This window comes from Candidatus Limnocylindria bacterium (assembly GCA_036523395.1).
GTDB lineage: Bacteria > Chloroflexota > Limnocylindria > P2-11E > P2-11E > CF-39.
In genome coordinates this window covers 16,659-37,862 of sequence record DATDEH010000016.1, presented here as the reverse complement: position 1 = coordinate 37,862, position 21,204 = coordinate 16,659, and the positions used below count along the sequence as shown (strand labels likewise).

General features: G+C 67.0%; 19 protein-coding genes and 1 other RNA gene. 15 read left to right on the top strand and 5 right to left on the bottom strand.

From position 1 onward, the window contains the following. The first annotated feature begins 7 nt into the window (after positions 1-7). From rnpB to VI056_02290, 3 genes are all read left to right on the top strand, one after another. Positions 8-294, top strand: an RNA gene (gene rnpB / locus VI056_02300) — RNase P RNA component class A. 53 nt (positions 295-347) lie between these two features. After that, positions 348-929 carry a CHRD domain-containing protein gene (locus tag VI056_02295; protein HEY6201851.1) on the top strand — a complete coding sequence of 194 codons (582 nt, stop codon included), beginning with the start codon at positions 348-350 and terminating at the stop codon, positions 927-929. A gap of 150 nt (positions 930-1,079) precedes the next feature. Beyond that, entirely contained in the window at positions 1,080-1,937 is an 858-nt protein-coding gene (locus VI056_02290; protein ID HEY6201850.1) for a hypothetical protein, read from the top strand. A 27-nt stretch (positions 1,938-1,964) separates the two neighbouring features. On the opposite strand, the gene xylB is transcribed toward VI056_02290, so the two are convergent. The 3 genes from xylB to VI056_02275 all read right to left on the bottom strand — a co-directional run bounded on the left by xylB (position 1,965) and on the right by VI056_02275 (position 6,997). Then, entirely contained in the window at positions 1,965-3,413 is a 1,449-nt protein-coding gene (gene xylB / locus VI056_02285; protein HEY6201849.1) for a xylulokinase, read from the bottom strand. A 5-nt stretch (positions 3,414-3,418) separates the two neighbouring features. Then, on the bottom strand, positions 3,419-5,281 hold the full coding sequence (locus VI056_02280; protein ID HEY6201848.1) for a vanadium-dependent haloperoxidase: 1,863 nt from the start codon (positions 5,279-5,281) through the stop codon (positions 3,419-3,421). 84 nt (positions 5,282-5,365) lie between these two features. After that, positions 5,366-6,997, bottom strand: a complete 1,632-nt coding sequence (locus VI056_02275) for a CRTAC1 family protein (GenBank protein ID HEY6201847.1) — start codon at positions 6,995-6,997, stop codon at positions 5,366-5,368. Positions 6,998-7,203: 206 nt separating this feature from the next. Here VI056_02275 and VI056_02270 point away from each other — a divergent pair, with 206 nt between their 5' ends. The 3 genes from VI056_02270 to VI056_02260 all read left to right on the top strand — a co-directional run bounded on the left by VI056_02270 (position 7,204) and on the right by VI056_02260 (position 10,540). Continuing rightward, positions 7,204-8,253, top strand: a complete 1,050-nt coding sequence (locus tag VI056_02270) for a substrate-binding domain-containing protein (protein ID HEY6201846.1) — start codon at positions 7,204-7,206, stop codon at positions 8,251-8,253. A 165-nt stretch (positions 8,254-8,418) separates the two neighbouring features. Continuing rightward, entirely contained in the window at positions 8,419-9,720 is a 1,302-nt protein-coding gene (locus VI056_02265) for a sugar ABC transporter permease (GenBank protein HEY6201845.1), read from the top strand. A gap of 37 nt (positions 9,721-9,757) precedes the next feature. Continuing rightward, a complete protein-coding gene (locus tag VI056_02260) occupies positions 9,758-10,540 on the top strand; it encodes an ATP-binding cassette domain-containing protein (GenBank protein HEY6201844.1) in 783 nt (260 codons plus the stop codon). Here the strand turns inward: VI056_02260 and xylA are convergent. Beyond that, positions 10,537-11,907 (bottom strand): xylose isomerase, encoded by a 1,371-nt coding sequence (xylA, locus tag VI056_02255; GenBank protein ID HEY6201843.1) that lies wholly within the window; start codon positions 11,905-11,907, stop codon positions 10,537-10,539. The genes VI056_02260 and xylA overlap by 4 nt on opposite strands. Positions 11,908-12,021: 114 nt before the next feature. Between xylA and VI056_02250 the strand changes: the two genes are divergently transcribed. From VI056_02250 to VI056_02235, 4 genes are all read left to right on the top strand, one after another. After that, positions 12,022-12,174, top strand: a complete 153-nt coding sequence (locus VI056_02250) for a lmo0937 family membrane protein (protein ID HEY6201842.1) — start codon at positions 12,022-12,024, stop codon at positions 12,172-12,174. 372 nt (positions 12,175-12,546) lie between these two features. Continuing rightward, positions 12,547-13,320, top strand: coding sequence for an ABC transporter ATP-binding protein (locus tag VI056_02245; protein ID HEY6201841.1), 774 nt, complete (start codon positions 12,547-12,549; stop codon positions 13,318-13,320). Beyond that, a complete protein-coding gene (locus VI056_02240; GenBank protein ID HEY6201840.1) occupies positions 13,320-14,153 on the top strand; it encodes an ABC transporter permease in 834 nt (277 codons plus the stop codon). Before VI056_02245 ends, VI056_02240 begins: the two co-directional genes overlap by 1 nt. Further along, positions 14,153-15,127 (top strand): GNAT family N-acetyltransferase, encoded by a 975-nt coding sequence (locus tag VI056_02235; protein ID HEY6201839.1) that lies wholly within the window; start codon positions 14,153-14,155, stop codon positions 15,125-15,127. Before VI056_02240 ends, VI056_02235 begins: the two co-directional genes overlap by 1 nt. Here the strand turns inward: VI056_02235 and VI056_02230 are convergent. Further along, the gene (locus tag VI056_02230) at positions 15,124-15,960 is read right to left on the bottom strand and encodes a hypothetical protein (GenBank protein ID HEY6201838.1); all 837 of its coding nucleotides are present in this window, start codon (positions 15,958-15,960) and stop codon (positions 15,124-15,126) included. The two genes, VI056_02235 and VI056_02230, sit on opposite strands and share 4 nt — an antisense overlap. Positions 15,961-16,005: 45 nt before the next feature. On the opposite strand from VI056_02230, the gene VI056_02225 reads away from it, so the two are divergent. The 5 genes from VI056_02225 to rsmH all read left to right on the top strand — a co-directional run bounded on the left by VI056_02225 (position 16,006) and on the right by rsmH (position 21,187). Beyond that, positions 16,006-18,087, top strand: a complete 2,082-nt coding sequence (locus tag VI056_02225; GenBank protein HEY6201837.1) for a prolyl oligopeptidase family serine peptidase — start codon at positions 16,006-16,008, stop codon at positions 18,085-18,087. Next, positions 18,084-18,428 carry a hypothetical protein gene (locus tag VI056_02220; GenBank protein HEY6201836.1) on the top strand — a complete coding sequence of 115 codons (345 nt, stop codon included), beginning with the start codon at positions 18,084-18,086 and terminating at the stop codon, positions 18,426-18,428. Before VI056_02225 ends, VI056_02220 begins: the two co-directional genes overlap by 4 nt. 3 nt (positions 18,429-18,431) lie before the next feature. Then, complete coding sequence (locus VI056_02215) at positions 18,432-19,505, top strand: beta-ketoacyl-ACP synthase III (protein ID HEY6201835.1); 1,074 nt, start codon at positions 18,432-18,434, stop codon at positions 19,503-19,505. A gap of 289 nt (positions 19,506-19,794) precedes the next feature. Then, a complete protein-coding gene (gene mraZ / locus VI056_02210) occupies positions 19,795-20,232 on the top strand; it encodes a division/cell wall cluster transcriptional repressor MraZ (GenBank protein ID HEY6201834.1) in 438 nt (145 codons plus the stop codon). Then, on the top strand, positions 20,204-21,187 hold the full coding sequence (gene rsmH, locus VI056_02205; protein ID HEY6201833.1) for a 16S rRNA (cytosine(1402)-N(4))-methyltransferase RsmH: 984 nt from the start codon (positions 20,204-20,206) through the stop codon (positions 21,185-21,187). The genes mraZ and rsmH overlap by 29 nt, the downstream gene beginning before the upstream one ends. The last annotated feature ends 17 nt before the right edge of the window (positions 21,188-21,204 follow it).

The window sequence follows — 21,204 nt, the reverse complement described above, 5'->3', positions numbered from 1 at the left end:
GGTGGTCCGAGCAGGCCAGACGGTCGCGGCGGCGAAAGCCGTCGAGGAAAGTCCGGACTCCACAGGGCAGGGAAGCGGGTAACACCCGTCCGCCGCGAGGCGAGGACCAGCGCCACAGTGACGATCCGCGCAAGCGGGTGAAACGAGGCAAGCTCTTCCCGGAGCAAGGCGATGTATGGGGGCGATGGCGTGGCCCGCGCCGTCCCCGGGTGCGCCGCTAGAGGCGGAGGGTGACCTCCGTCCCAGAGAGATGACCGTCCACGACGGGATCCGGCTTATTGGCCTGCTCGGGTCTTCATCCAGAATCGCGTTGGGCCCGTACTACGGCCGTACACGAGGAGGTGTCTATGCGTCTTCTTGCTGGGCTCACTGCCGGGGTGATCGTGCTGGGCGCCTGCGGGCCCGCAGCAGTCGCTCCGACCGCGTCGCCCACGATCCAGCCGACGGTAGCGGCCACGCCAACACCTGCGCCGACGCCGCAGCTCAAGTTCATCTTCACCGCGGACCTCAAGCCATCGAACGAAGTTCCTCCGATCACCGGCCCGGAAGCGACGTGCGCGGGTAAGGGCACGTTCACGCTGACGACAACCAAGGACGCCGCCGGCGTCATCACCGCGGCGATCGCGTTGTTCGAGACGGACGTCACCGGCTGCCCGGCCGATACCAAGATCAACATCGGCCACATCCACAAGGCAGCGGCTGGCGCGAACGGCGGCGTCGTCGTGAACTCCGGACTTGCCGCGGGCGAGCTCACGCTCACCGCTGGCGCGGGGAAGATCAACAAGACGGCGACCGTCGTCGATGCGGGAGGGCTTACCGCTGCGGCCCTCGCGACAGACATCATCGCGAACCCCGCGAACTACTACATGAACTGGCACTCCACGCTTGCCCCCGGTGGAGTCATCCGAGGTCAGCTCGTCAAGCAGTAATCGCGCCGCCTTTGCGGCGCTCATCTGCCTGGCGTGTGGCTTCGCCACGCCGCAGTAACGACCGTCCGTCCTCCGCTGGAACGCCCCTCGGCTTCGGCCGAGGGGCGTTCGCGTATCCGGAGGACCGTGCATGCTCGACGCTCTGTGGTGATGATCGAGCTGAGTGCGGGCGGCGTCGTCACGCGTATCGATCCCGCCGAAGGGGGCAGGATCGTTTCGCTGGTCCTCGCCGGCGTGGAGCGGATCCTCCCGAAGGCGCGCGCTCGCGCGCGCGCGCCGGCGATCTATTGGGGCTGCTATCCGATGGTGCCGTGGGCGGGGCGGCTTTCGGGAGGCCGTATCCCGACGAAGGAAGGTGAGGTGCGGCTCGCGCCGAATCTTCCGCCTTCGGCCATTCATGGCCTTGCCTTCGACAAATCGTGGGACATCGTCAAGCGAAGTGAGACCGCGGTCACGATGAGCTGTGAGCTGCGCGGCAGTGGGTGGCCCTTCGGTGGCCATGCCCGGCAAACGCTGAGACTCGGCGCAGGCGCGCTCGAGCTCGAGCTGGAGGTCGGCGGGTACGAGAAGGCGGGGCCCGCGGGCCTCGGCTGGCATCCGTGGTTCACTCGACCGCGGAGCGGCGACGTGGGCGTCGTCGTCGATGCGTACGAAGTGCTCGTGCTCGACGCGGACCTCGTGCCGACCGGCGAGGTTCGACGGGTCACTCGTGATGAGGACCTGCGGTCCGGCCCCCTGGTGGGCGACCGTCGTCTGGACCATGTCTACGTGAGGACCAAGGGCCCTGCCATCGTGCGGTGGCCCGATCTGGAGCTACGTATGGAACATGACGCGAGCGTGCAGACGGTCGTCGTGCATACGCCAGGAGAAGGGATCTGCGTGGAACCTCAGACGATGTGGCCGAACGCACCCGTTCTCGCAGCGTCAGGCGTCTTCGATACAGGCTTACGGATACTCGAGCCCGGAGACAGCCTGCGCGCGACCGAGCGATGGACATGGAAGGTCTGAGTCGTCAGGCGAGGCGGAGCGACGGCGTCACAGCCGATTCGCTCTCGCGATCTCGCGAAGTGCGGCCATACGCTCCGCGGCCTCTCGCAGCTCGGGTCGGGGCCGCGGTTCGAACCGTCGAGCGGATGTCGGCGCGAGGTCGGGACGCCTTCGCTCGACAGCCCACTGCGCCTGGCGCGCGGCGCCCGACGCGGCGGCCTCTGTGAATGCTGGACGCACGACGGGGAGCTCGAAAACATCGGCGCACAGCTGCGCCCACGGGTCCGACGCCGACCCTCCACCGATGAGCGTTACGACGGTCGGTGCGACGCCCGTGCGCCGTAGCGCATCGAGCGCGTACGCGAGCCCGATCGTCACGCCTTCGACGACAGCATGGACGATCTCGTCGCGTCCGTGACTGGAACGCATGCCGACGAAGACACCAGCGCCCTCCGGCCGGTTCGGCGTTCGCTCGCCGGAGAGGTAGGGTAGGAACGAGAGCCCGGGCGCGCCTTCACGCGTGATCGCCGCGTCGACATCCGCATGGTCCATCGCGAACAGTGCGCGCACCCACTCGGTCGCGCTCGTGCAATTGAGGGTGGCCGCGAGCGGGAGCCAGCCACCCGTCGAGTCGCAGAACGCCGCGGCCTCGCCAAGTGGGTCGACCGCGGGTTCGTCGCGGTACGCGAACACGGTGCCAGAGGTCCCCAGGCTCACCGCGACCGGACCCTGGGCGACGACGTCGCAGCCGATCGCGGCGATCATGTTGTCGCCGCCGCCGGCGCTGACCGGGACGGCCCCTTCGAGACCAAGCGACTCCGCGGCCTCGCGGCGCAGCGTGCCGATGATGCTGAGCGACGGCGCGATCGTTGGCAGCGTGCGTTCCCAGTCGCGTGCTCCGTCGATCGCGGCAAGCACGGCCTCGCTATAGCGGCGCGCGCGAACGTCGAAGTACGCCGTGCCCGATGCGTCGCCGGCCTCGCTGATGAACTCGCCCGTGAGCCACAGATTCAGATAGTCGTGTGGCAGGCACATCCGAGCGGTGCGCGCGTACGACGCCGGCTCGTGTGCGGCGAGCCACACGATCTTCGGCGCCGTGTAACCGGGTAGGAACTGGTTGCCCGTCAGCTCCCTGACTCGGTCGGCGCCGCCGATCTTGCGCGTGAGCTCTTCGCATTCCCGCGCGGTCGTCGTGTCGTTCCAGAGCTTCGCCGCCCGTACTGGTCTGTCGCTCTGATCGAGGCACACGAGCCCGTGCTGCTGCGCGGACACGCCGATGCCACCGACCTCGAACCGCTCGCCGCGCATCGCATCGCGCACCGCGCCACGGAGCGCGCGGGTCCACCAGTCGGGGTCCTGCTCGCGCGTGCCGTCGTCGCGCTCGACGAGCTCATGTGGCGCGCGACCGACGGCAATGACCGCGCCCGTCTCCGGATCGCGGAGCACGACCTTGGTCGACTGCGTGCCGCAGTCCACGCCGAGAAAGACCCGCCGCATCTGCGTTACCGCCCGGAGTAGTAGCGCTGCGCGACGATCCAGGCGTCCTTGCCGCACGTCGAGCCCACGATGCGACCTGTGAAGTCGTCCGCCTGCACATGGATCCCGCCGTACAGACGCGACTGACCAGCTTGATCCGCAGCGTCGTAGTACGTCGCCCAGCGCAGGACGACGTCGGCGCTTGGCCCGGCCTCGACCCTGAACGAGCCGCGTGTGATGGTCGACTCGTAGAGACCGCCTGGGAAGTACTGACTGCCGGTGATCCCGGTCAGGACCTCCGCCGCGGCGCGGCTGAAGGTGCTGTGGCCCGAGATGTAACCCTGGAACGAGGGAGTCACGAACGTTGGCAGCTGGTACGGCACCCACGCGATGCCGAGGATCCACGCCACTGGCGAGCTCTGCGTCTTGGGATCCGCTGGGTTCCCCTGCCACGCGCGTACCGCGATCTCGCCTTCGTGGCCTGCGAGAGCGGCCATCCTCGCGCCGGATGCCGTGTCATCTTTCGAGATCAGCTCGATGAGCCCGGGCACGAGCGGCAGTCCCTCCGTGTTGTACGCCGCACGCGACGGATCGCTCGACTGCCCGAGACTCGCCATGTAGCGGATCATCGAGATCGGTCGGATCCCGTCGTATCGGCCCTTCAGGCCCCACGCCGCGATCGCCGCATCGTGGACGGCGCCGTTGAGCGCGAGGTACATCTTCACGTCCCATTGCAGCCGGTCGAGGACGGGACCGGTCCCTCCGATGCGCAGGTTCGGTGAGAGCTGGTCCGAGACTGAATTCGCGATGACGTTCCAATGGCCCGGAGGCGTCTCGGACGCCGGGCCGTCGGCCCAGAACTCCACCACGGCCCGGTAGAAGTCTCCTTGTCGCACGAGGTCTGTCGCGTACGGCTTGCCCGTGACGGGGTTGAGCGGATACCCGTGTCCGTCGTTCGACCCGAGACCGTTGGCGCCGATCGCGCGCGGCGAGATGTCGATCGGTGACGCGTTCGATGCATCGAGGAGGCCGCTGTCTCGGAGGACCTCGAGAGCCTGCGCGTGGTAGACCGCATCGGTCGCTGAGTCACCCAGGCGCGGAGGCGGCCCGGGATCTATAGGGGTACCGGATGTGCCGCCGGCGGGGATCGCGAACGGGGTCACGTGGCCCCAGTGCGGCCCGACGGCCTGCTGAACGCCGTTCGCTACCGGGATCCCGTTCTGGCTGATCATGTTCTCCAGCTGGAGCGGCTGCCAGCGGTTCGGGTCGACCAGCGTGATCCCCGGTTTCGCGACGATGAGCGGAGGGTTGACCGGCCTGTAGCTCGGGTCGGCGTAGGCGTTCACCTCGTTCGAGCCGTCCGCTTTTCCGTAGTCGAGCACCGCCCTCGCGATCCGGTTTCCGACCGCCGCTGGTGAATCGCCGTCGGTCGTCGTTGTCGAGATCGGAAGGCAGAGTGCGTCCATGAGATCGTCGAACTCGCCCAGTGACTTGTCGGCGCCGACGGCCTTGATGAAGCGCGTGGTCAGGACGCGGTACGCCGCGTAGCTGATCGACTCACTCCGTGCGGCGTTCACGTCGCCTGCATGGACCTTCTCCTTGAAGATGTAACCGGATGCGGTTGAGTCGTAAGCGGCCCACGCATCCCACATGGCGACGGAGACGTGGAACAGATTCCGTGCGTGCACCGGAGGATTCGGCAGAGCGCGTCGGATCGCGTCGAGCAGCGCCTCGTCCCAGCGCCGCGCCACCGACCACGTCGGGTTGTCCGCGATCGGCGGGCACGTCGGCGTCTGTTCCCATGGACGCGTCGTCACGATGACCGCACCGGTCACCACGACAACGGCGAGCGCCGCCCCGAGGGCGCGGATCCGCGCACCCCGTGGCAACCGTCGGATCACGTTGACGAAGCCGGCACTGGCTCTTCCTCTCCTCGCGACGCCACGCTAGCGGAAGTCCGGCGACGTCCGAAGTCAGCTTCCGCCCGGCGACCAGTTACGCGCATCGGCCGCCTCGCGGGTCACGATCACGAATTCATTCGCGGTGACGTTGATCCACGGGCCGATCTCGCCGCCCGGCCACGCGACGCGAACGTCGGCGCGCGCGGCCGTGCCCAGCCCAAAGTGGACCCAGCCGAGCTGGCCGCCCGCGTGACCGCCCCCGATCGTCAGCTCGCGTCGAAGGACGCGCTCGCCGACGCGGACCTCCACCCACGCTCCGATCGCGTCGACGTTCGGCGCGGTCTGCTGAACACGTAGCGCGATCCAGTTGCCCATTGCGCGCGAGCGCGATGCGTCGCCTGCACCGACGTTCCGCCATAACCGGACCGGCGCGCCGTAATTGACGATGACAAGATCGAGCAGCCCGTCGAGATTGAAGTCCGCGAGCGCTGCTCCTCGGCCTCGGTCGAAGTTAAGGATGCCGGCGATATCGGCGGCCTCGTGGAACGTTCCGTCCGGCTGCCCGAGCAGAAGGTCGCTCGGGTCCCGCTGGGCGTAGTCGGCCTGCTCTGTGACATTGCCCTTCGAGATGAAGAGATCGATGAGGCCGTCGTTGTTGACGTCCGCGAACTCGTCGTGCCAGGCTGTGGATGGTCGGATGTCGCCGCCGGTGAATGGCCGGGGCGCATTGACTCCGCGTCTCAGCCCGACGTCGCGGTAGGTCGGCTGGGACGGACCGGCGGTGAGCGTCTGCAGCCGGTTGTCCGTTTGGCTCGTGAGAAAGACCTCCGGGTAGCCGTCGCCGCTGAGGTCGTAGCTCGCGATACCCATCCCCTGTATCTGCACGGTCACCCATCCGTCGTCCGACGTGTACAGCGAAGGCCGCTCGCGCGGCCTCACGCGCCAGAGCTGCTCCTGGCCATCCGTGGGCAGGTAGTAGTGCAGGTCATTGCTCACGCGCAGGTCGCTTCGGCCCGAGCGACTCCAATCGCTGAACAGCATGGAGAGCGCGCACCAGCTCGGGGTCAGTGGGATCGGTGGTGCGTAGGTCGCCGCCGTGGCCGTCGGGCGCACCAGCTCGTTGTCGAAACAGAGATGGTGCGGATCGTTGCTGGCGGGATCGACGTAGTTCCCGAAGGCAAGGGTCGGCAGCGTCGCGGCGGCCTCCCACGTCGCGCTGAACGCCTCGGTGGCGGAAGGGCTGAGACCCAAGCCCAATCTCTCGTTCGCGCGGTCGAAGCGGCAACCGCCGAGGCCTCGCAGGAGGACGTTCTCACCGTTCCGGAGTACGACGAGATCGGTGACCCCGTCGCTGTCGATGTCGATGGGGTAAGCGCCGTTGACGGAGGTCAGGTCTGTCGCCGGATCCGGGAGGCGAGTGAATCGCAGGGCGCCACCGACGGAGCTGTCGTTCCGATACAGCGCCGCCGAGGCGCTGCCCCCAGCGAGATACAGGTCAGGCTTTCCGTCGCCACTGCAATCGAACACGGCTACCCCGCCGCCCACGGCGTGCTCGAAGCCGCCGCCGTAGACGTGGTCGATCCCCGCGCTGGCGGTCTCGTCGACGAAATGCGGCGTGCCGAGCGCGACCAGCGGTGTCGCCGAAGGCAGACCGTCGGACGCGAGGGCGCCAACGACCGCGGCACACGTGATCACGACGACCACGACCCGGGTGGCAGGCCATCGGCGGGGCCCCCGGAGCGTGCCCGGTTCAGCGTGCAGCGTCATCGCACCCCATGCGTCGATGGTCGCGCGAATCGCCCCGAGGCGCCGGACTGACCACCGCCCTATTCGTATGTCAGGGAGCAGGGTGCTAGCGTGTCGCCCGCGACATCCGAGCGGGGTCGCGCTCACGTGAGGAGAGGTGCTCGATGCGTAGGTACTTAGCGGTGCTCGCAGCAGGCTTCACCGTGATCGTCTCGGCGTGCGGAGGTGGCACCACCACAGCCGCGGGCTGCACGATCGGAGTCTCGTGGAACAACTATCAGGAAGAGCGCTGGGCGAAGTGGGACGAGCCGGCCATCAAGGCTGCCATCGCTGCCGGTCAGGGGAAATACATCTCCAACGACGCGAAGTCGTCACCGGAGACCCAGGCCAGCAACGTCGACAACCTGATCTCGCAAGGGGCGAAGGTCGTGATCATCCTTGCCCAGGACGGCACCGCCATCAAGCCGGCGGTCGCGAAGGCGATCCAGAACGGCGTTCCGGCAATCGCCTACGACCGGCTCATCGAGGATCCGAAGGCGCTGTACATCACCTTCGACAACGTCCTCGTTGGTAAGCTCGAGGCGCAGGCCGTCTTCAAGGCGAAGCCCGAAGGCAACTACGCGATCATCAAGGGCAACAAGGCCGATGCGAACGCGGACTTCCTGCGCAGTGGCATGGACCAGGTCATCGGCGACGCGGTGAAGTCTGGCAAGATCAAGATCGTCGGCGAGACCTACACGGACAACTGGGACCCGGCGAAGGCGCAGACCAACATGGAACAGATCCTGACGGCGAACCAGAACAAGGTCGATGCCGTGCTCTCGGAGAACGACGGCATGGCCGGCGGCGTGATCGCCGCGCTCACGGCCCAGGGCCTCGCGGGCAAGGTGCCGGTGTCCGGTCAGGACGGCGACAAGGCCGCCCTCAACCGTGTCGCGCTCGGCACGCAGACCGTCGACGTCTGGAAGGACGCTCGCTTGCTCGGAAAGACCGCGGGCGAAGCTGCGCTGCAGCTGTGCAACAACTCCGATCCGAGCAAGGTGAAGTCGACAGCGGTGTTCAAGACCCCCGGTGGGAACAGCCTCAACTCGATCCTTCTGACGCCAAACCCGATCACGAAGGACAACCTCAAGGAAGTCCTCGACGCAGGCTGGATCACCAAGGCCGATCTGTGCCAAGGCGTGGCAGCCGGGAAGGCCGCCGCCTGCGGTTGATGCAATAGGAGCTCGTGTGATGGCGCGCCCTGTCCCGGCTAGCGCCGGGCAGGGCGCGTCTCTATCACGGCGTACGACGGAGGTCGAGGCAGCAGACTGATGGGAGCTTCGGTCCCACAGGAGACTGGCGCGGAAAGCGGGCCCGCTCGCTCCACTCGCTCGTTCGTGACGGCTGTCACTTCGGCGCTCGCGCCCGCCTCGGGGGTGCTGCGGTCTCTCGAGATCGAAACGCGGATGCTCGGCATGATCGCGGCGCTGATCATCATTTGGGTCGCCTTCAACGTCTTGTCGGGCGGGACGTTCCTCTCGGCGCGGAACCTCTGGAACCTGTCGGTCCAGAGCGCCTCGATCGCGATCATGGCAACCGGGATGGTCCTGGTGATCGTCTCGCGCAACATCGACCTCTCGGTTGGATCGATGCTCGGATTCCTTGGCTACACGATGGCGATGTTCCAGGCCGTATGGGTCCCGCAGAGCCTCGGGCTTGGGCTCGAGCAGCCGTACACGTGGGTGCTCACGCTGGTGCTCGGGATCGTGCTCGGGGCGGCGATCGGCGGATTGCAGGGGTTCGTGGTGGCCTACGGGGGTGTGCCTTCATTCATCGTGACGCTCGGCGGCCTCCTGATCTGGCGCGGTCTCCTCTTTCGTTACGCGCAGGGCCAGACGATCGCGCCGCTCGATCGGACCTTTCAGATGCTGGGTGGTGGAACAGTAGGAACGAACGTCGGCGCGCTAGGCGAGTGGCCGAGCTGGATCCTCGGCGTGGCGCTCTGCCTTGGGATCGTCGGCACGCTGATCGCGTCCCGCCGCCGCAAGCGGCGCTACGGCTTCCCCGTCCGCCCGCTCTGGGCGGAGTTGCTCGTGGGCGCCGTGGCCTGCGGCATCGTTCTCGGGACCGTGTGGGTCGCCAACAGCTATCCGCTGCCGCCCGCCGTCGCCGAGCAGTACGCGCAGGAGCACGGGATCTCGGTCCCGCCGGGTGGGCTCTTCATTCCGACAGGCGTGGCGTTCCCGGTCGTGATCATGCTCGTCGTGACGCTCGTCGTGACGTTCCTCGCGACCAGGCGGCGCTTCGGGCGCTACGTCTATGCGATCGGCGGTAACCCCGACGCCGCGGCGCTCGCCGGCATCAACGTCCGTCGAACGATCATGCTGACGTTCGCGCTCATGGGGAGCCTCGCTGCGGTGAGTGCCGCGGTGCAAACGGCTCGCCTGAACGCCGCGGTGACGAGCCTCGGTGTCCAGAACGAGCTCGACGTGATCTCCGCCGCGGTCATCGGCGGGACGTCTTTTTCCGGTGGCATCGGGACGGTCCCCGGCGCGATCCTCGGTGCTGTCGTCATGCAGTCGCTACGCTCAGGCATGGTGCTGCTGCTCGTCGACTCGCCAACCCAGGACATCGTTGTCGGCATCGTGCTCGTTGCGGCCGTCGGCCTCGACGCCGTCTTCCGCCGGAGAGTGAGTTGAGCTGCCGATGCTGACGCACACGCCGGAGACGCCGGCTGTGGCGGCGCAGCGCATTCCGCTGGTCGAGCTGCGGAACATCCACGTCGCGTTCGGCGGTGTCCGAGCCGTCGCCGGCGTGACGCTGGACCTGTATCCAGGCGAGGTCGTTGGCGTGGTCGGCGGCAACGGCGCGGGCAAGACCACGCTCATGCGGACCCTTTCCGGCGCACGTCCGCCCGACTCGGGCCAGGTCCTGGTCAACGGCCGGCCGGTCACGATCGGCAATCCGCGTGACGCCAAGACATTCGGGATCGAAACGATCTACCAGACCCTCGCCCTCGCCGACAATCTCGATGCGCCGGCGAACGTCTTCCTCGGCCGCGAGCTACAGACCGCTGCGACGCTGGACGACTCCGCGATGGAGTCTGCCGCGCGGAAAGTGATCGGTCGCCTGAACCCGAACTTCAAGAACTTCAAAACGCCGGTCCTTCGACTGTCGGGTGGACAGCGCCAGGCCGTCGCGATCGCTCGCGCGATCCACTTCAACGCCCGCGCCCTGATCATGGACGAGCCAACGGCCGCTCTCGGCCCGGCGGAGACCGCGCAGGTGCACGACCTCATTCGGCAGCTCAAGAGCGAGGGGATCGGAATCTTTCTCGTCAGCCATGACATCCACGACGTGTTCGACCTGTCGGAGCGGATCAGCGTCATGTACCACGGCAAGCTCGTCGGGACCGTGAACAAGAACGATGTGACGACCGACGAGGTCCTCGGGATGATCATCCTGGGCAAGCCGCCGACGAAGCTCACGCGACAGGAGCTCGCCGAGCTACACGGTTAACGGCGTCGCGTCTCCGTTGCGCGCTCGCGCGATCGATCGGAAGCCCAGACGCGGCGGTTGACCAGGCCTTCGAGCAGCTCCTGCTGACCGGATCTCGGTCGCGGATCGATCTCGCCGGCCGCGACCCTGCGCTCGAGGTCGGCGAGCGTTACCGAACCCGACTGGATCGCAGTGCCGAGGTCGTCGGACCAACCCGCGTAGCGCTCTTTGCGCACGGCCGCGAGCGTGCTCTGTTCGACCATATCCGCGGCGACAAGCAGCGATCTCGCGAGAGTGTCGATGCCGCTGATGTGCGCGTGGAAGAGATCGGTCCGACTCACGCTCTGCCGCCGCAGCTTCGCGTCGAAGTTGAAGCCGCCGGTCGTGAAGCCTCCAGCGGCGAGACATTCGTAGACCGCCAGCGATAGCTCGTCGACCGAGTTCGGGAACTGGTCGGTGTCCCAACCGTTCTGGTAGTCGCCGCGGTTGACGTCGATGCTGCCGAACGCGTCGAGCGCGATCGCGCTGGCGACCTCGTGGTGGAAGCTATGGCCCGCGAGCGTCGCGTGGTTGGCCTCGAGGTTCAGGCGAAACTCGCCGGCAAGATCGTGGCGCTGGAGAAATCCAACGACGCTCGCAACGTCGTAGTCGTACTGGTGCTTCGTCGGTTCCTGTGGCTTCGGCTCGATGAGCAGCGTGCCCTTGAAACCGATCCTGTGCTTGTGCTCCGCGACAAGTGCCAGGAAACGCGCGAATTGGGCTTCCTCTTGCCTGAGATCCGTGTTCAGCAGCGTCTCGTAGCCCTCGCGCCCGCCCCACAGAACGTAGTTCGCACCGCCAAGACGGTGGGTGACCTCGAGCATGGTCTTGACCTGGGCCGCCGCGTACGCGAACACCGCGGGATCGGGATTCGTCGCAGCGCCGGCGGCGTAGCGGGGGTGTGAGAAGAGGTTCGCGGTGCCCCACAGAAGACGCGCGCCGGTGCGGGCCATGTGTCGTTCGATCTGGTCCACGCTGGCAGCGAGGTTCGACCGCGTCTCGGCGTAGCTGTGGCCCTCGGGCGCGACATCACGATCGTGAAATGTGAAGAAGGGCACGCCGAGCTTTTCGATGAATTCGAACGCCGCGTCGAGCTTCGTTCGCGAGGCAGTCGCCACATCGAGACCGCCGGAGAGCCAGGGCCGATCGAATGTGCCGACACCGAAGACGTCCGAGCCGGGCCAGTTGAATGAATGCCAGAGACAGACGGCGATGCGCAGGTGGTCCTCCATCCGTTTCCCAAGGACATCCCGGTCAGGCTGGTAGACGGCGTACGACAGTGGATCGGAGGACTCGGGCCCGCCGTACCCGATCCGTTCTGGCACTTCGGTGAAAAAGTCGCTGCTCATACCACTCCTCCTGCGCGTGGACGATTCTGCGCTCCAACGCGAGCGAGCGGGCGCCGCGTCGCCCATGGCACGGACCTTGCGAGCGAGTCGCGTGACAAAAGGAGGTGCGTGCAAATGCTGTGGACCATAGTCCTGGTCCTTCTCGTCCTCTGGTTGCTTGGCGTCGTCGCATTGCCAGCGGCCGGCTCGCTCATTCATCTCCTGCTCGTGATCGCGCTTGTCGTGCTCGTGCTGCAGCTGCTGAGCGGCCGACGCGTAGCGCTCTAGGCGTAGCGCCGAATTGAAACGGGCGAGGGGAGACCCCTCGCCCGTTTCGCTCTGTCCGTCGTCATCCCGTTGACGACGCGCGCCCTCGTTGGTATCGTGCCCACTCGCACGCTCACGCGTGACTTGCTGAAAGGAAGTGGCGCAGTGCTCATCAGCGCAAATGCGCGCTCTGGTGCCGTCGGGCCGGTCCGCCCGCGGCGGAGCCTGCCCACTCTCCGAATGGTCTAGGGACCCGACTCCCGCTTCGTGACCTTCGGACCGTGGGCCAGGACCCACGGTCTTTTGGTTCCTAAGAAACGACGGGAGAACGAAGTGGCCACGCTGACAGCGACCAGACCAGAAGTCATACGAACGCCCGGCCGCGACGCGCTCGTGGCCGACGCGGTCACCAAGACGTTCAAGTCCTCCCGTGAGGGTGTCCGTCGAGCGGTCGACAACGTGTCGCTGCGCGTCGTGCGCGGCGAGATCTACGGGCTGCTCGGCGCGAACGGCTCCGGGAAGTCGACGCTGATCCGCATGTTCTCGACGCTCCTCACGCCCGATCAGGGCCGGGTGCGCGTGTTCGGTCTCGACATCCGCGAAAACGAGGATGCGGTGAAGCGGCTCATCAATCGCGTGTCCGTCGAGGCGTCGTTCTTCAAGAAGCTCTCGGCGATGGAAAACCTCGTGTACTCCGCGCGTCTCTACGGCGTTGGGCCGGACGACTCGCGCGGGAAGGCGCTTGCCATCCTGAGGCGACTCGGTGTGGACATGGATCGGGTGGAAGAGCCCCTCGAGAAGCTCTCGCGAGGCATGCAGCAGAAGGTGGCGATCGCGCGCGCGTTCCTGACCGCTCCGACGCTGCTGCTCCTCGACGAGCCAACGACGGGACTCGACATCCGCAGCAAGCGCGAGGTGCAAACGTTCGTGCGAGACCTTCGCGACGAGCACGACGCAACCATCGTGCTGACGACGCACGACCTGGATGAGGCCGAGCGACTTTCCGACCGCATCGGGATCCTGCACGACGGACGTCTCGTGGCCGAAGGCACGGCCGAGGAGCTCCGGGCGCGTCATGGCGCCACGGCGCTCGAGGACGTCTTCATGTCGGTGACCGGCCGGCGGCTCGACGAGGCCGATGCGGCGGCTGAAGAGAAGACGAAGTGATGACCGCTATGGGCGGACAGCTCGGACTCGCCTACGCATTCGTCGAGCGCGAGATCGCGCTCTCGAAGCGGTACTGGGCGTGGGAGCTCGTATGGCTCGTCTACGGCATCGTGACGTCGCTCTCGGTCGCGTACATCGGCCTCGCCCTGCCGACCATAAGTGGCGGCGCCGTCGATCCGGCCGTCGTTTCGCGGACCGTCCTCTACCTGCTCGTCGGCACGATCGCCTGGCGGTTCCTCGGGATCATCTTCGAGAACATCGGAGAGGTGATCGCCTGGGAGCGCTGGGAAGGGACGATCGAGCACACGTTCATGTCGCCCGTCCCGCGCTTCACGCACCTCATCGGCATGTGCGGCGCGACGCTCGTTCGCGCAACCGCGTTCAGCATCGCGATCCTCGGCGCGGTCACGCTCTTCGTGCCGGTCGACCTGTCGCGCGCGAACGTGCTGTCCGCGGTGGTGCTTCTCGCGGTCGGTGCGATGGCGTTCGTCGGCCTCGGGATCGCGTCGGCGTCGTTCCCGCTGCTCTGGACCGAGAAGGGCCTGCAGATGGCGTACATCGTCCAGGCCGTCGTGCTGCTCGTCTCCGGTGTGTACTACCCGGTCGACGTTCTGCCCGGATGGATGCAGGCGCTCTCAACGATCTCGCCGGCGACATACGTGATCGAGGGCATGCGCATGGCATTGCTCGACGGTGCCGATCTCGTGACGCTCTGGCCGAAGGTGTGGCCGGCTCTGGTCGTCGGCGTCCTTTCGGTCCCGCTCGGCCTGCGTCTCTTCATCGAGGTGGAGCGCTACGCGAAGCGCACGGGCCGTCTGAAGCGCAGCGGGTGATGGGCGACCTCCAGTTCCGCGAGGCGACGCTCGATGACGCCACCTTCAGCGCAGACGTTCAGACCGCGGTGTTCCCGGCGCGGCCGACCGATCCCGTGATCGAGCGGTACTGGTGGGAGCAGCCCGACGACACGTTCGTGTCGCGGCGCTGGATCGTTCAGCGCGATGGACACGATATCGGCGTCGCCGGGTTCGACCATCCGGCATGGGCACCGGCGCGGCTGCAGGTGCCACACGGCGACATCTACGGTGATCTGCTGCCGGACCAGCGCGATCGTGCGTCGCTGCAAACGCTGCTCGCGGAGATGGAGCGCCGGCTCACGGCCGACGGCGCGAAGCGCATCGCCGCGCGCGCGAACGAAGACGATGAGGTGCGCATCGACGCGATCGTCGGTCGCGGATTCCGTGAAGATCGCCGCGGTCGTCGCTGGGTGCTCGATCTCGGTGAGAACCGCGACCGCATCGAGCGCATGACACGACAGAGCCGCGAGCGCATGCGAGACGAGGGCATCGCGTTCGTCACCCTCGATCGAGAACGCGATCCCGAGAAGTACCGCAAGGTCTGGCGAATGAACGAAGACGCGGCGCAGGACGTGCCGACGACCCTGCCGATCGTCGAGGGGTCGTTCGAGGACACGATGCGCTGGCTCCGGTCACCGGGCATGCACGAGGATCGTTTCTGGATCGCTCGCGAAAATGACGAGGTCGTCGGCGTATCCGTGCTCGAGTACCCGCCCGTTCGCGGCATCGTCGGCACCGCCTGGACAGCGACCGCGCGACGCGTGCGCGGCCGCGGGATCGCACGGGCGCTGAAATGCGAGACGTTGATGCAGGCGATCGCGCTCGGCGTGGACCGCGTGCGCACAGGCAACGACGGCGCGAACGATCCGATCCTCCACATCAACGCGTCCATGGGCTACCGCGAATCGGTCGGCAGCATCAACTTCCTGAAGGACGTGCCCGCCTCCGGCTAGCGCTCGGTCTTGCTCGGCTCCGGAGTCCGCTGCGGATACGGGATGGGGATGTACTCGACGCCGGGACGGCGCTGCGTCGCCTGTGGGTAGAAGTCCATGAGGTCGTACACCGAGCGCGGGAGCTCGCTTTCGACTTTGATCCCGAGCTCGCGGAGCTGGTCGACGTCGAGCGGATAGTCGTGCGTCCACTGACCGTCGGCGAGCGCGCTCGCGATGCGCTCGGCCTCGGCTTCGGTGTGGTGCTCGAGAAGCAGCTTTCGCACGGTCGCGTGCACCTGGCGAAGGGCCTTCTCCGCGAGATCGCCGAGGATGAGCGTCGTGTCGTCCCGGTTCGGGTTCGGCTGAGATAGCGCCTTGAGCACTGAGGCCGCGGCGAACGACGACTGGGCAGTCCCGAGCTGCGGGTCGACGGGGCCCAACACCGCGTTTTGATCCATCACGATCTCGTCGGCGGCGAGCGCGATCAGCGTTCCGCCCGACATCGCGTAGTGCGGGACGAACACCGTCACCTTCCCTTGACGCCGCTTGAGCGCGGAGGCGATCTGCTCCGACGCGAGCACGAGCCCGCCGGGCGTGTGCAGCAGGAGATCGATGGGCATGTCGGGCGGAGTGAACCTGATCGCTCGCAGCACGTCTTCGGAATCCTCGATGTCGATGTACCGCGCGATAGGGAAGCCGAGGAAGCTCATGGTCTCCTGGCGGTGGATCATCGTGATGAGTCGCGAGTGCCGCGACTGCTCGATCGCGCGGATCGCCGCCTGACGCCGCGCCTCGAGCATCCTCTTCTGCAGCAGCGGGATGAAGAACTGCGCGATGAAAAAGATGAAGAAGATCGAGTTCAGGTCGAACACGCGCGCAGTCTGCTCTAATCTCGGCGGATGCGCCTGCCAACGCCGCCCGTGACCCCACGCGACGAAGCGGTCGACGTGTGGCACGGCGATCGCGTGATCGACCACTATCGGTGGCTCGAGGACACCGCCAGCGAGCGGACACGAACGTGGACCGATGCACAGAACGCGCGCACGCGCGCGGTCTTGGACCAGCTACCGCAGCGGGGATATTTCGCGCAGCGCCTGCGCGAACTGCTTGCCGTCGGGCTCTTGGACACCCCTCGGCCGGTGAACGGCCGCATCTTCCACACGCGCCGTGCGGGAACACAGCGTCAGTCGCTCCTGTATGTCCGCGACGGTGTGGCGGGAGCGGACCGCGCGCTGGTCGATCCGAACCGGATGGACGCCGCGGGCCTTGTGACCATTGACTGGTACTACCCCTCACACGACGCGAAGTACGTCGCTTATGGCCTCTCTCGCGGTGGCGATGAGATGTCGACGCTCCATGTGATCGAGGTCGCGACCGGCCGCGAGCTGCCCGAGCGGATCCCGCACACGCAATTCTCGACCGTCGCGTGGGCGGGTGAAGGCTTCTACTACTCCGTCAAACCAGCGCCCGGCTCCGTCCCGCCTGGCGAAGAGCACTACCACCGACGTGTGCGCTTCCACCGGCTCGGCGACGACCCAGCGCGCGACGAGACCGTGTTCGGCGAGGGGCGGCCGAAGGAGGATATCGTGTGGGCGCGCACCTCACCCGATGGACGCTGGGTCCTTTTTCATGCCTTCAAAGGCTGGACCCGGAGTGACCTTTATCTCCTCGATCGACGCGCGCCTGGCCGCGGACCGCAGGTGCTCGTCGAAGGTGAGGAGGGGATCAGCGAGGGCTTCGTCCGCGATGATGCGATCTGGATACGCACCAATCTCGATGCGCCGAACTATCGAGTCGCGCGCGCCGATTTCGCGGCACCCGAGCGCGTGCGATGGCGGACGATCGTCCCCCCGAGCGAGCACGCGCTCGCGGCCTTCCACGTCACGCGTGACCATGTCGCTGTCGTTACGCTCGAGCGTGCCACGTCGCGCGTGAGCGTCTGGACGAAGGATGGCCGCCGCGACCGCGAGGTCGCCCTACCGGGACTGGGGATGGTCGAGTTCGTGAGCGGCGATCATGCCGGGGAACTCGTTGGCTTCACCTACCAGTCGTTCACGCAACCACCGATCGCTTTCGCTGCTGATGCGCGCACAGGCGCCGTACGCGAGCTCGTCCGTCTTCCATCGCCGACCGGATTCGATCCCGACGCGATCGTGGTGGAGCAGACGACCTACTCGTCGAAGGACGGCACCGACGTCTCGATGTTCATGGTGCATCGCCGAGACGTGGTCGCGAATGGAGCCGTGCCGACGGTCCTGAACGGCTACGGCGGCTTCAACATCTCACGAACGCCGCAGTACATCGCCGGTGCCGCCGCCTGGGTCGAGGCGGGCGGTCTCTTCGCGCTCCCGAACCTGCGCGGCGGCGGGGAGTACGGCGAACGCTGGCACCGGGCCGGGATGCTGGAACGGAAGCAGAACGTGTTCGACGACTTTCACGCCGCGGCCGAGGCGCTCATCGCACGCGGGTGGACGCGGCCCGAACGCCTCGGGATCACTGGAGGGTCTAACGGCGGATTGCTGACGGGCGCGGCGCTGACGCAACGGCCCGAGTTATTCGGGGCAGTCTGTTGCTCGGTGCCACTTCTTGACATGCTCCGCTACCAGAACTTCCTCATCGCTCGGCTCTGGATCGCCGAGTACGGCACCGCGGAAGATCCCGAGCAGTACGCGTGGCTGCGCGAGTACTCGCCATACCACCACGTTCGCGACGGCGTCCGTTATCCGGCCGTTCTGTTCACGACCGCCGAGGGCGACAGCCGCGTCGATCCGATGCACGCGCGTAAGATGGCCGCGTTGCTCCAGGCGCAGTCGGCCGAAGATCCGGAGGCGATCGTCCTCCTGCGCGTCGACCGCGATGCCGGGCACGGTGCGGGAAAGCCCCTTGACATGCAGATCGACGACCTTGCCGACCAGTATTCGTTCCTCTCGTGGCGGCTGGGCCTCGGGCCGACGGGCTCGGGTATGCTCGAACGACGGTGAACATCCTTCGGCGCCTTCGCGAGCAGGCGAAGGAATACGACTGCAGCGTCTGCGGCGCAAATCACGCCCACTCCGAGATCCGCCTTCTCGGCCGACTCGAGGCCGCATGGATCGTCCGCGTGACGTGCTCGCGCTGCGAGACCCAGTTCAAGCTGCTCGTCTACGTCGACCGCGAACGCGCCTCGCTCGCGCCGATGAACGAACGGCCGGTCCGCGCGCGGCGCCCGCCCGTCTCGTTGGACGATGTCATCGACGCGCACGAGTTCCTTGAGGGCTTCGACGGCGACGTGCGTGCGCTATTCGCCGGTAGAGGGAAGGTCGTCGGCTCGACCGAGACCTAGCAAGTGGCGAAGAACGCGGTCATCACCGGTTGGGGGTTCTACGTACCGTCGCGCATCATGACCAACGCGGAGCTCGAGCGCATCGTCGATACCTCGGACGAGTGGATCGCGAGCCGCACCGGCATCCGCGAGCGCCGCATCGCCTCTGACGGTGAGAACACCTCGTCGATGTCGACGCGCGCGGCGCGCGTGGCCCTCGACCGTGCGCGCCTCCGACCGCAGGACCTGCAGATGATCATCGTCGGCACCTGCTCCCCTGATTACGTGTTCCCGGCCACCGCCTGCTTCGTGCAGAACGACCTCGGCGCGACCAAGGCCGGCGCGTTCGATATCGAAGCGGCGTGCACGAGCTTCGTTTCGGCACTCGCGGTGGCGCGCGGCATGATCGTCTCGGGGGCGATACAGAACGCGCTGGTCATCGGTGCCGAGACCCTGTCGCGATTCCTGAACTGGAAGGACCGCACCACGTGCGTGCTGTTCGGTGACGGTGCCGGCGCCGTGGTGCTCGAGGCGACGAACGCCTCGGTCGGGATCGAGTCGGTGATCCTGCACAGTGACGGCTCGCAGGGCGACAAGCTCATGATCCCCGCGGGCGGCGCTCGTATCCCTGCGACGCAGGACACGCTCGATCGTGGCCAGCACCTCATCACGATGCAGGGCGGAGACGTCTTCAAGCTCGCTGTGAAGTCGATGGCGGACGCCGCGGAAGAAGCGCTGGCCGAGGCCGGACTGGGCCTCGATGACATCGCGCTGATGATCCCGCATCAGGCGAACATCCGGATCATCGAGCAGGTCGCGAAGCGCCTCCACTTCCCGATGGAGCGCGTGTTCGTGAACATCCAGCGCTACGGCAATACCTCGGCGGCTTCGATACCGATCGCGATCTGCGAGGCCGAGGCGACCGGCCGGCTGCGCCGCGGGGACAAGGTGCTTCTGGTCGCCTTCGGTGGAGGCTTCACATGGGGCGCATCCGTCCTCGAGTGGTTCGGGACGCTCGACGGAGCGCGACCACCGGGGGCACTTGAGCGCGCGCGCGAAGCGATCGAAGACGTCGTCGAGCGGGTGCGTCCGGTCTAGTCGCGCAGCTGGGTCGTCCTTCGGTCAGGCCCTTCTCGCTGCGCATCCTGCGCTGACTGCGCTTGACCGTGTGATGCGCGTGCGGAGCCTTCAGCTCTTCCAAGTCGTTCTCCGCATCGTCGTCCGGGTCGTCTCCTCGCTGAGCGCGTCTCGCGCGGTCTCGCGCGGTCTCAGCGGTGTCGCGGATCGGATTGGCCTCTTGACAGAGTTGGCGGGTGGTGGAGAATGCCCACTGCGTGGTGAGTAGTGGGGAAGGGTGGGGCATCCTCCCCCGAGACGAGAAGGGTAATTGGAAGGTTTCTTCGCGGGCGAATTCGCCCATTCACTCGACGAAAAGGGCCGCCTCGCGATCCCGGCGAAGTTCCGCCTGCGCTTCAAAGAGGGAGCGGTCGTGACCCGTTGGGTGAGCGGTGGGGAATGCCTCGCGGTGTTCCCGGAGTCCGAGTGGGTCGCCCTCAATACCGACATCACCAAGCGGCCGCGCACCGATCCGAAGGCAACCCGCTTCCGGCACTTCATCCTTGCCGGAGCACATGAAGCGGACCCGGACGCCCAGGGGCGCCTCACCATCCCGGCGCACCTCCGCGAGTACGCCGGCCTCAAGAACGAAGCCGTCGTCATCGGCAACTCCGACCACCTCGAGGTCTGGGAGCCGGGACGCTGGCGGAGCAACCTCGCGAACGTCCAAAGCGAGATCGCTGACGACCTCGCGGACCTCGGGATCTGATCGTGGAACTCCAGCTGATGGTGATGGGAGGCTTCATGAGCCGGTTCTCCTGGCCGAAGTACTCGCCCAGCTTGATCCCCGCGAAGGTGGCCGCTTTCTCGATGGCACGGTGGGAGCGGGTGGCCACGCAGAGGCCATCCTCGAACGCATCGGCCCGAGCGGGCGCCTCATCGGCCTCGATGTCGATCCCGCGGCACTCGCCGAAGCCCACCGCGTTCTCGCACGTTTCGGTGAGCGCGCGGTCCTCGTCCGATCCAACTTCGCGCTTCTCGACGTCGTGGCCGCGCGCCACGGCCTCGCGCCGCTCGACGGCGTCCTCCTTGACCTCGGTCTCTCCTCGCTCCAGCTCGCGGATGAGCGGCGAGGCTTCAGCTTTCGCGCGGAAGGCCCACTGGACATGCGCGCCGACCCGGACCTCAGCGTCACGGCGGCAGACATCGTGAACAGCTGGGACGAGCGCGAGCTGCGCCGTTCGTTCGGCGAGCTCGGCGAGGAGACCGAGGCGGGTCGTGTGGCCGCCGCCATCGTGCGCCGTCGCACACGTGAGCCGTTCCTGTCGGCCGACGACCTCGGTCGCTTTGTCGCGGGCGTGAAGACGCAGCGCCGCCGCGGTATCGATCCCGCGACGCGTGTGTTCCAAGCGCTTCGCATCGCCGTCAATCACGAGCTTGAGAATCTTCAGCAGGGCCTCGAGGCCGCCATGCGTGCGCTGCGCCCCGGTGGCCGCCTCGCGGTCATCTCCTTCCACTCGCTCGAGGACCGGATCGCGAAGCAGTTCTTCGTCCGGGAATCGCGCGACTGCATCTGTCCTCCCCACCTCCCCACCTGCGTCTGCGGGCATCGCGCGGGCTTGCGTGTCGTTACCCGGCGTCCGCTTCGTGCGGACTCGGCGGAGGTCGCACGCAACCCGCGCGCCCGCAGCGCAGTCCTCCGCATCTCGGAGAAGATCTCCTGATCGCCGCGCAGGCGGTC

Coding starts and splice junctions, on each gene's coding strand:
- VI056_02295 (HEY6201851.1), top strand. CDS start 348: ATGCGTCTTCTTGCTGGGCTCACTGCCGGGGTGATCGTGCTGGGCGCC.
- VI056_02290 (HEY6201850.1), top strand. CDS start 1,080: ATGATCGAGCTGAGTGCGGGCGGCGTCGTCACGCGTATCGATCCCGCC.
- xylB (HEY6201849.1), bottom strand. CDS start 3,413: ATGCGGCGGGTCTTTCTCGGCGTGGACTGCGGCACGCAGTCGACCAAG.
- VI056_02270 (HEY6201846.1), top strand. CDS start 7,204: ATGCGTAGGTACTTAGCGGTGCTCGCAGCAGGCTTCACCGTGATCGTC.
- xylA (HEY6201843.1), bottom strand. CDS start 11,907: ATGAGCAGCGACTTTTTCACCGAAGTGCCAGAACGGATCGGGTACGGC.
- VI056_02250 (HEY6201842.1), top strand. CDS start 12,022: ATGCTGTGGACCATAGTCCTGGTCCTTCTCGTCCTCTGGTTGCTTGGC.
- VI056_02240 (HEY6201840.1), top strand. CDS start 13,320: ATGACCGCTATGGGCGGACAGCTCGGACTCGCCTACGCATTCGTCGAG.
- VI056_02235 (HEY6201839.1), top strand. CDS start 14,153: ATGGGCGACCTCCAGTTCCGCGAGGCGACGCTCGATGACGCCACCTTC.
- VI056_02225 (HEY6201837.1), top strand. CDS start 16,006: ATGCGCCTGCCAACGCCGCCCGTGACCCCACGCGACGAAGCGGTCGAC.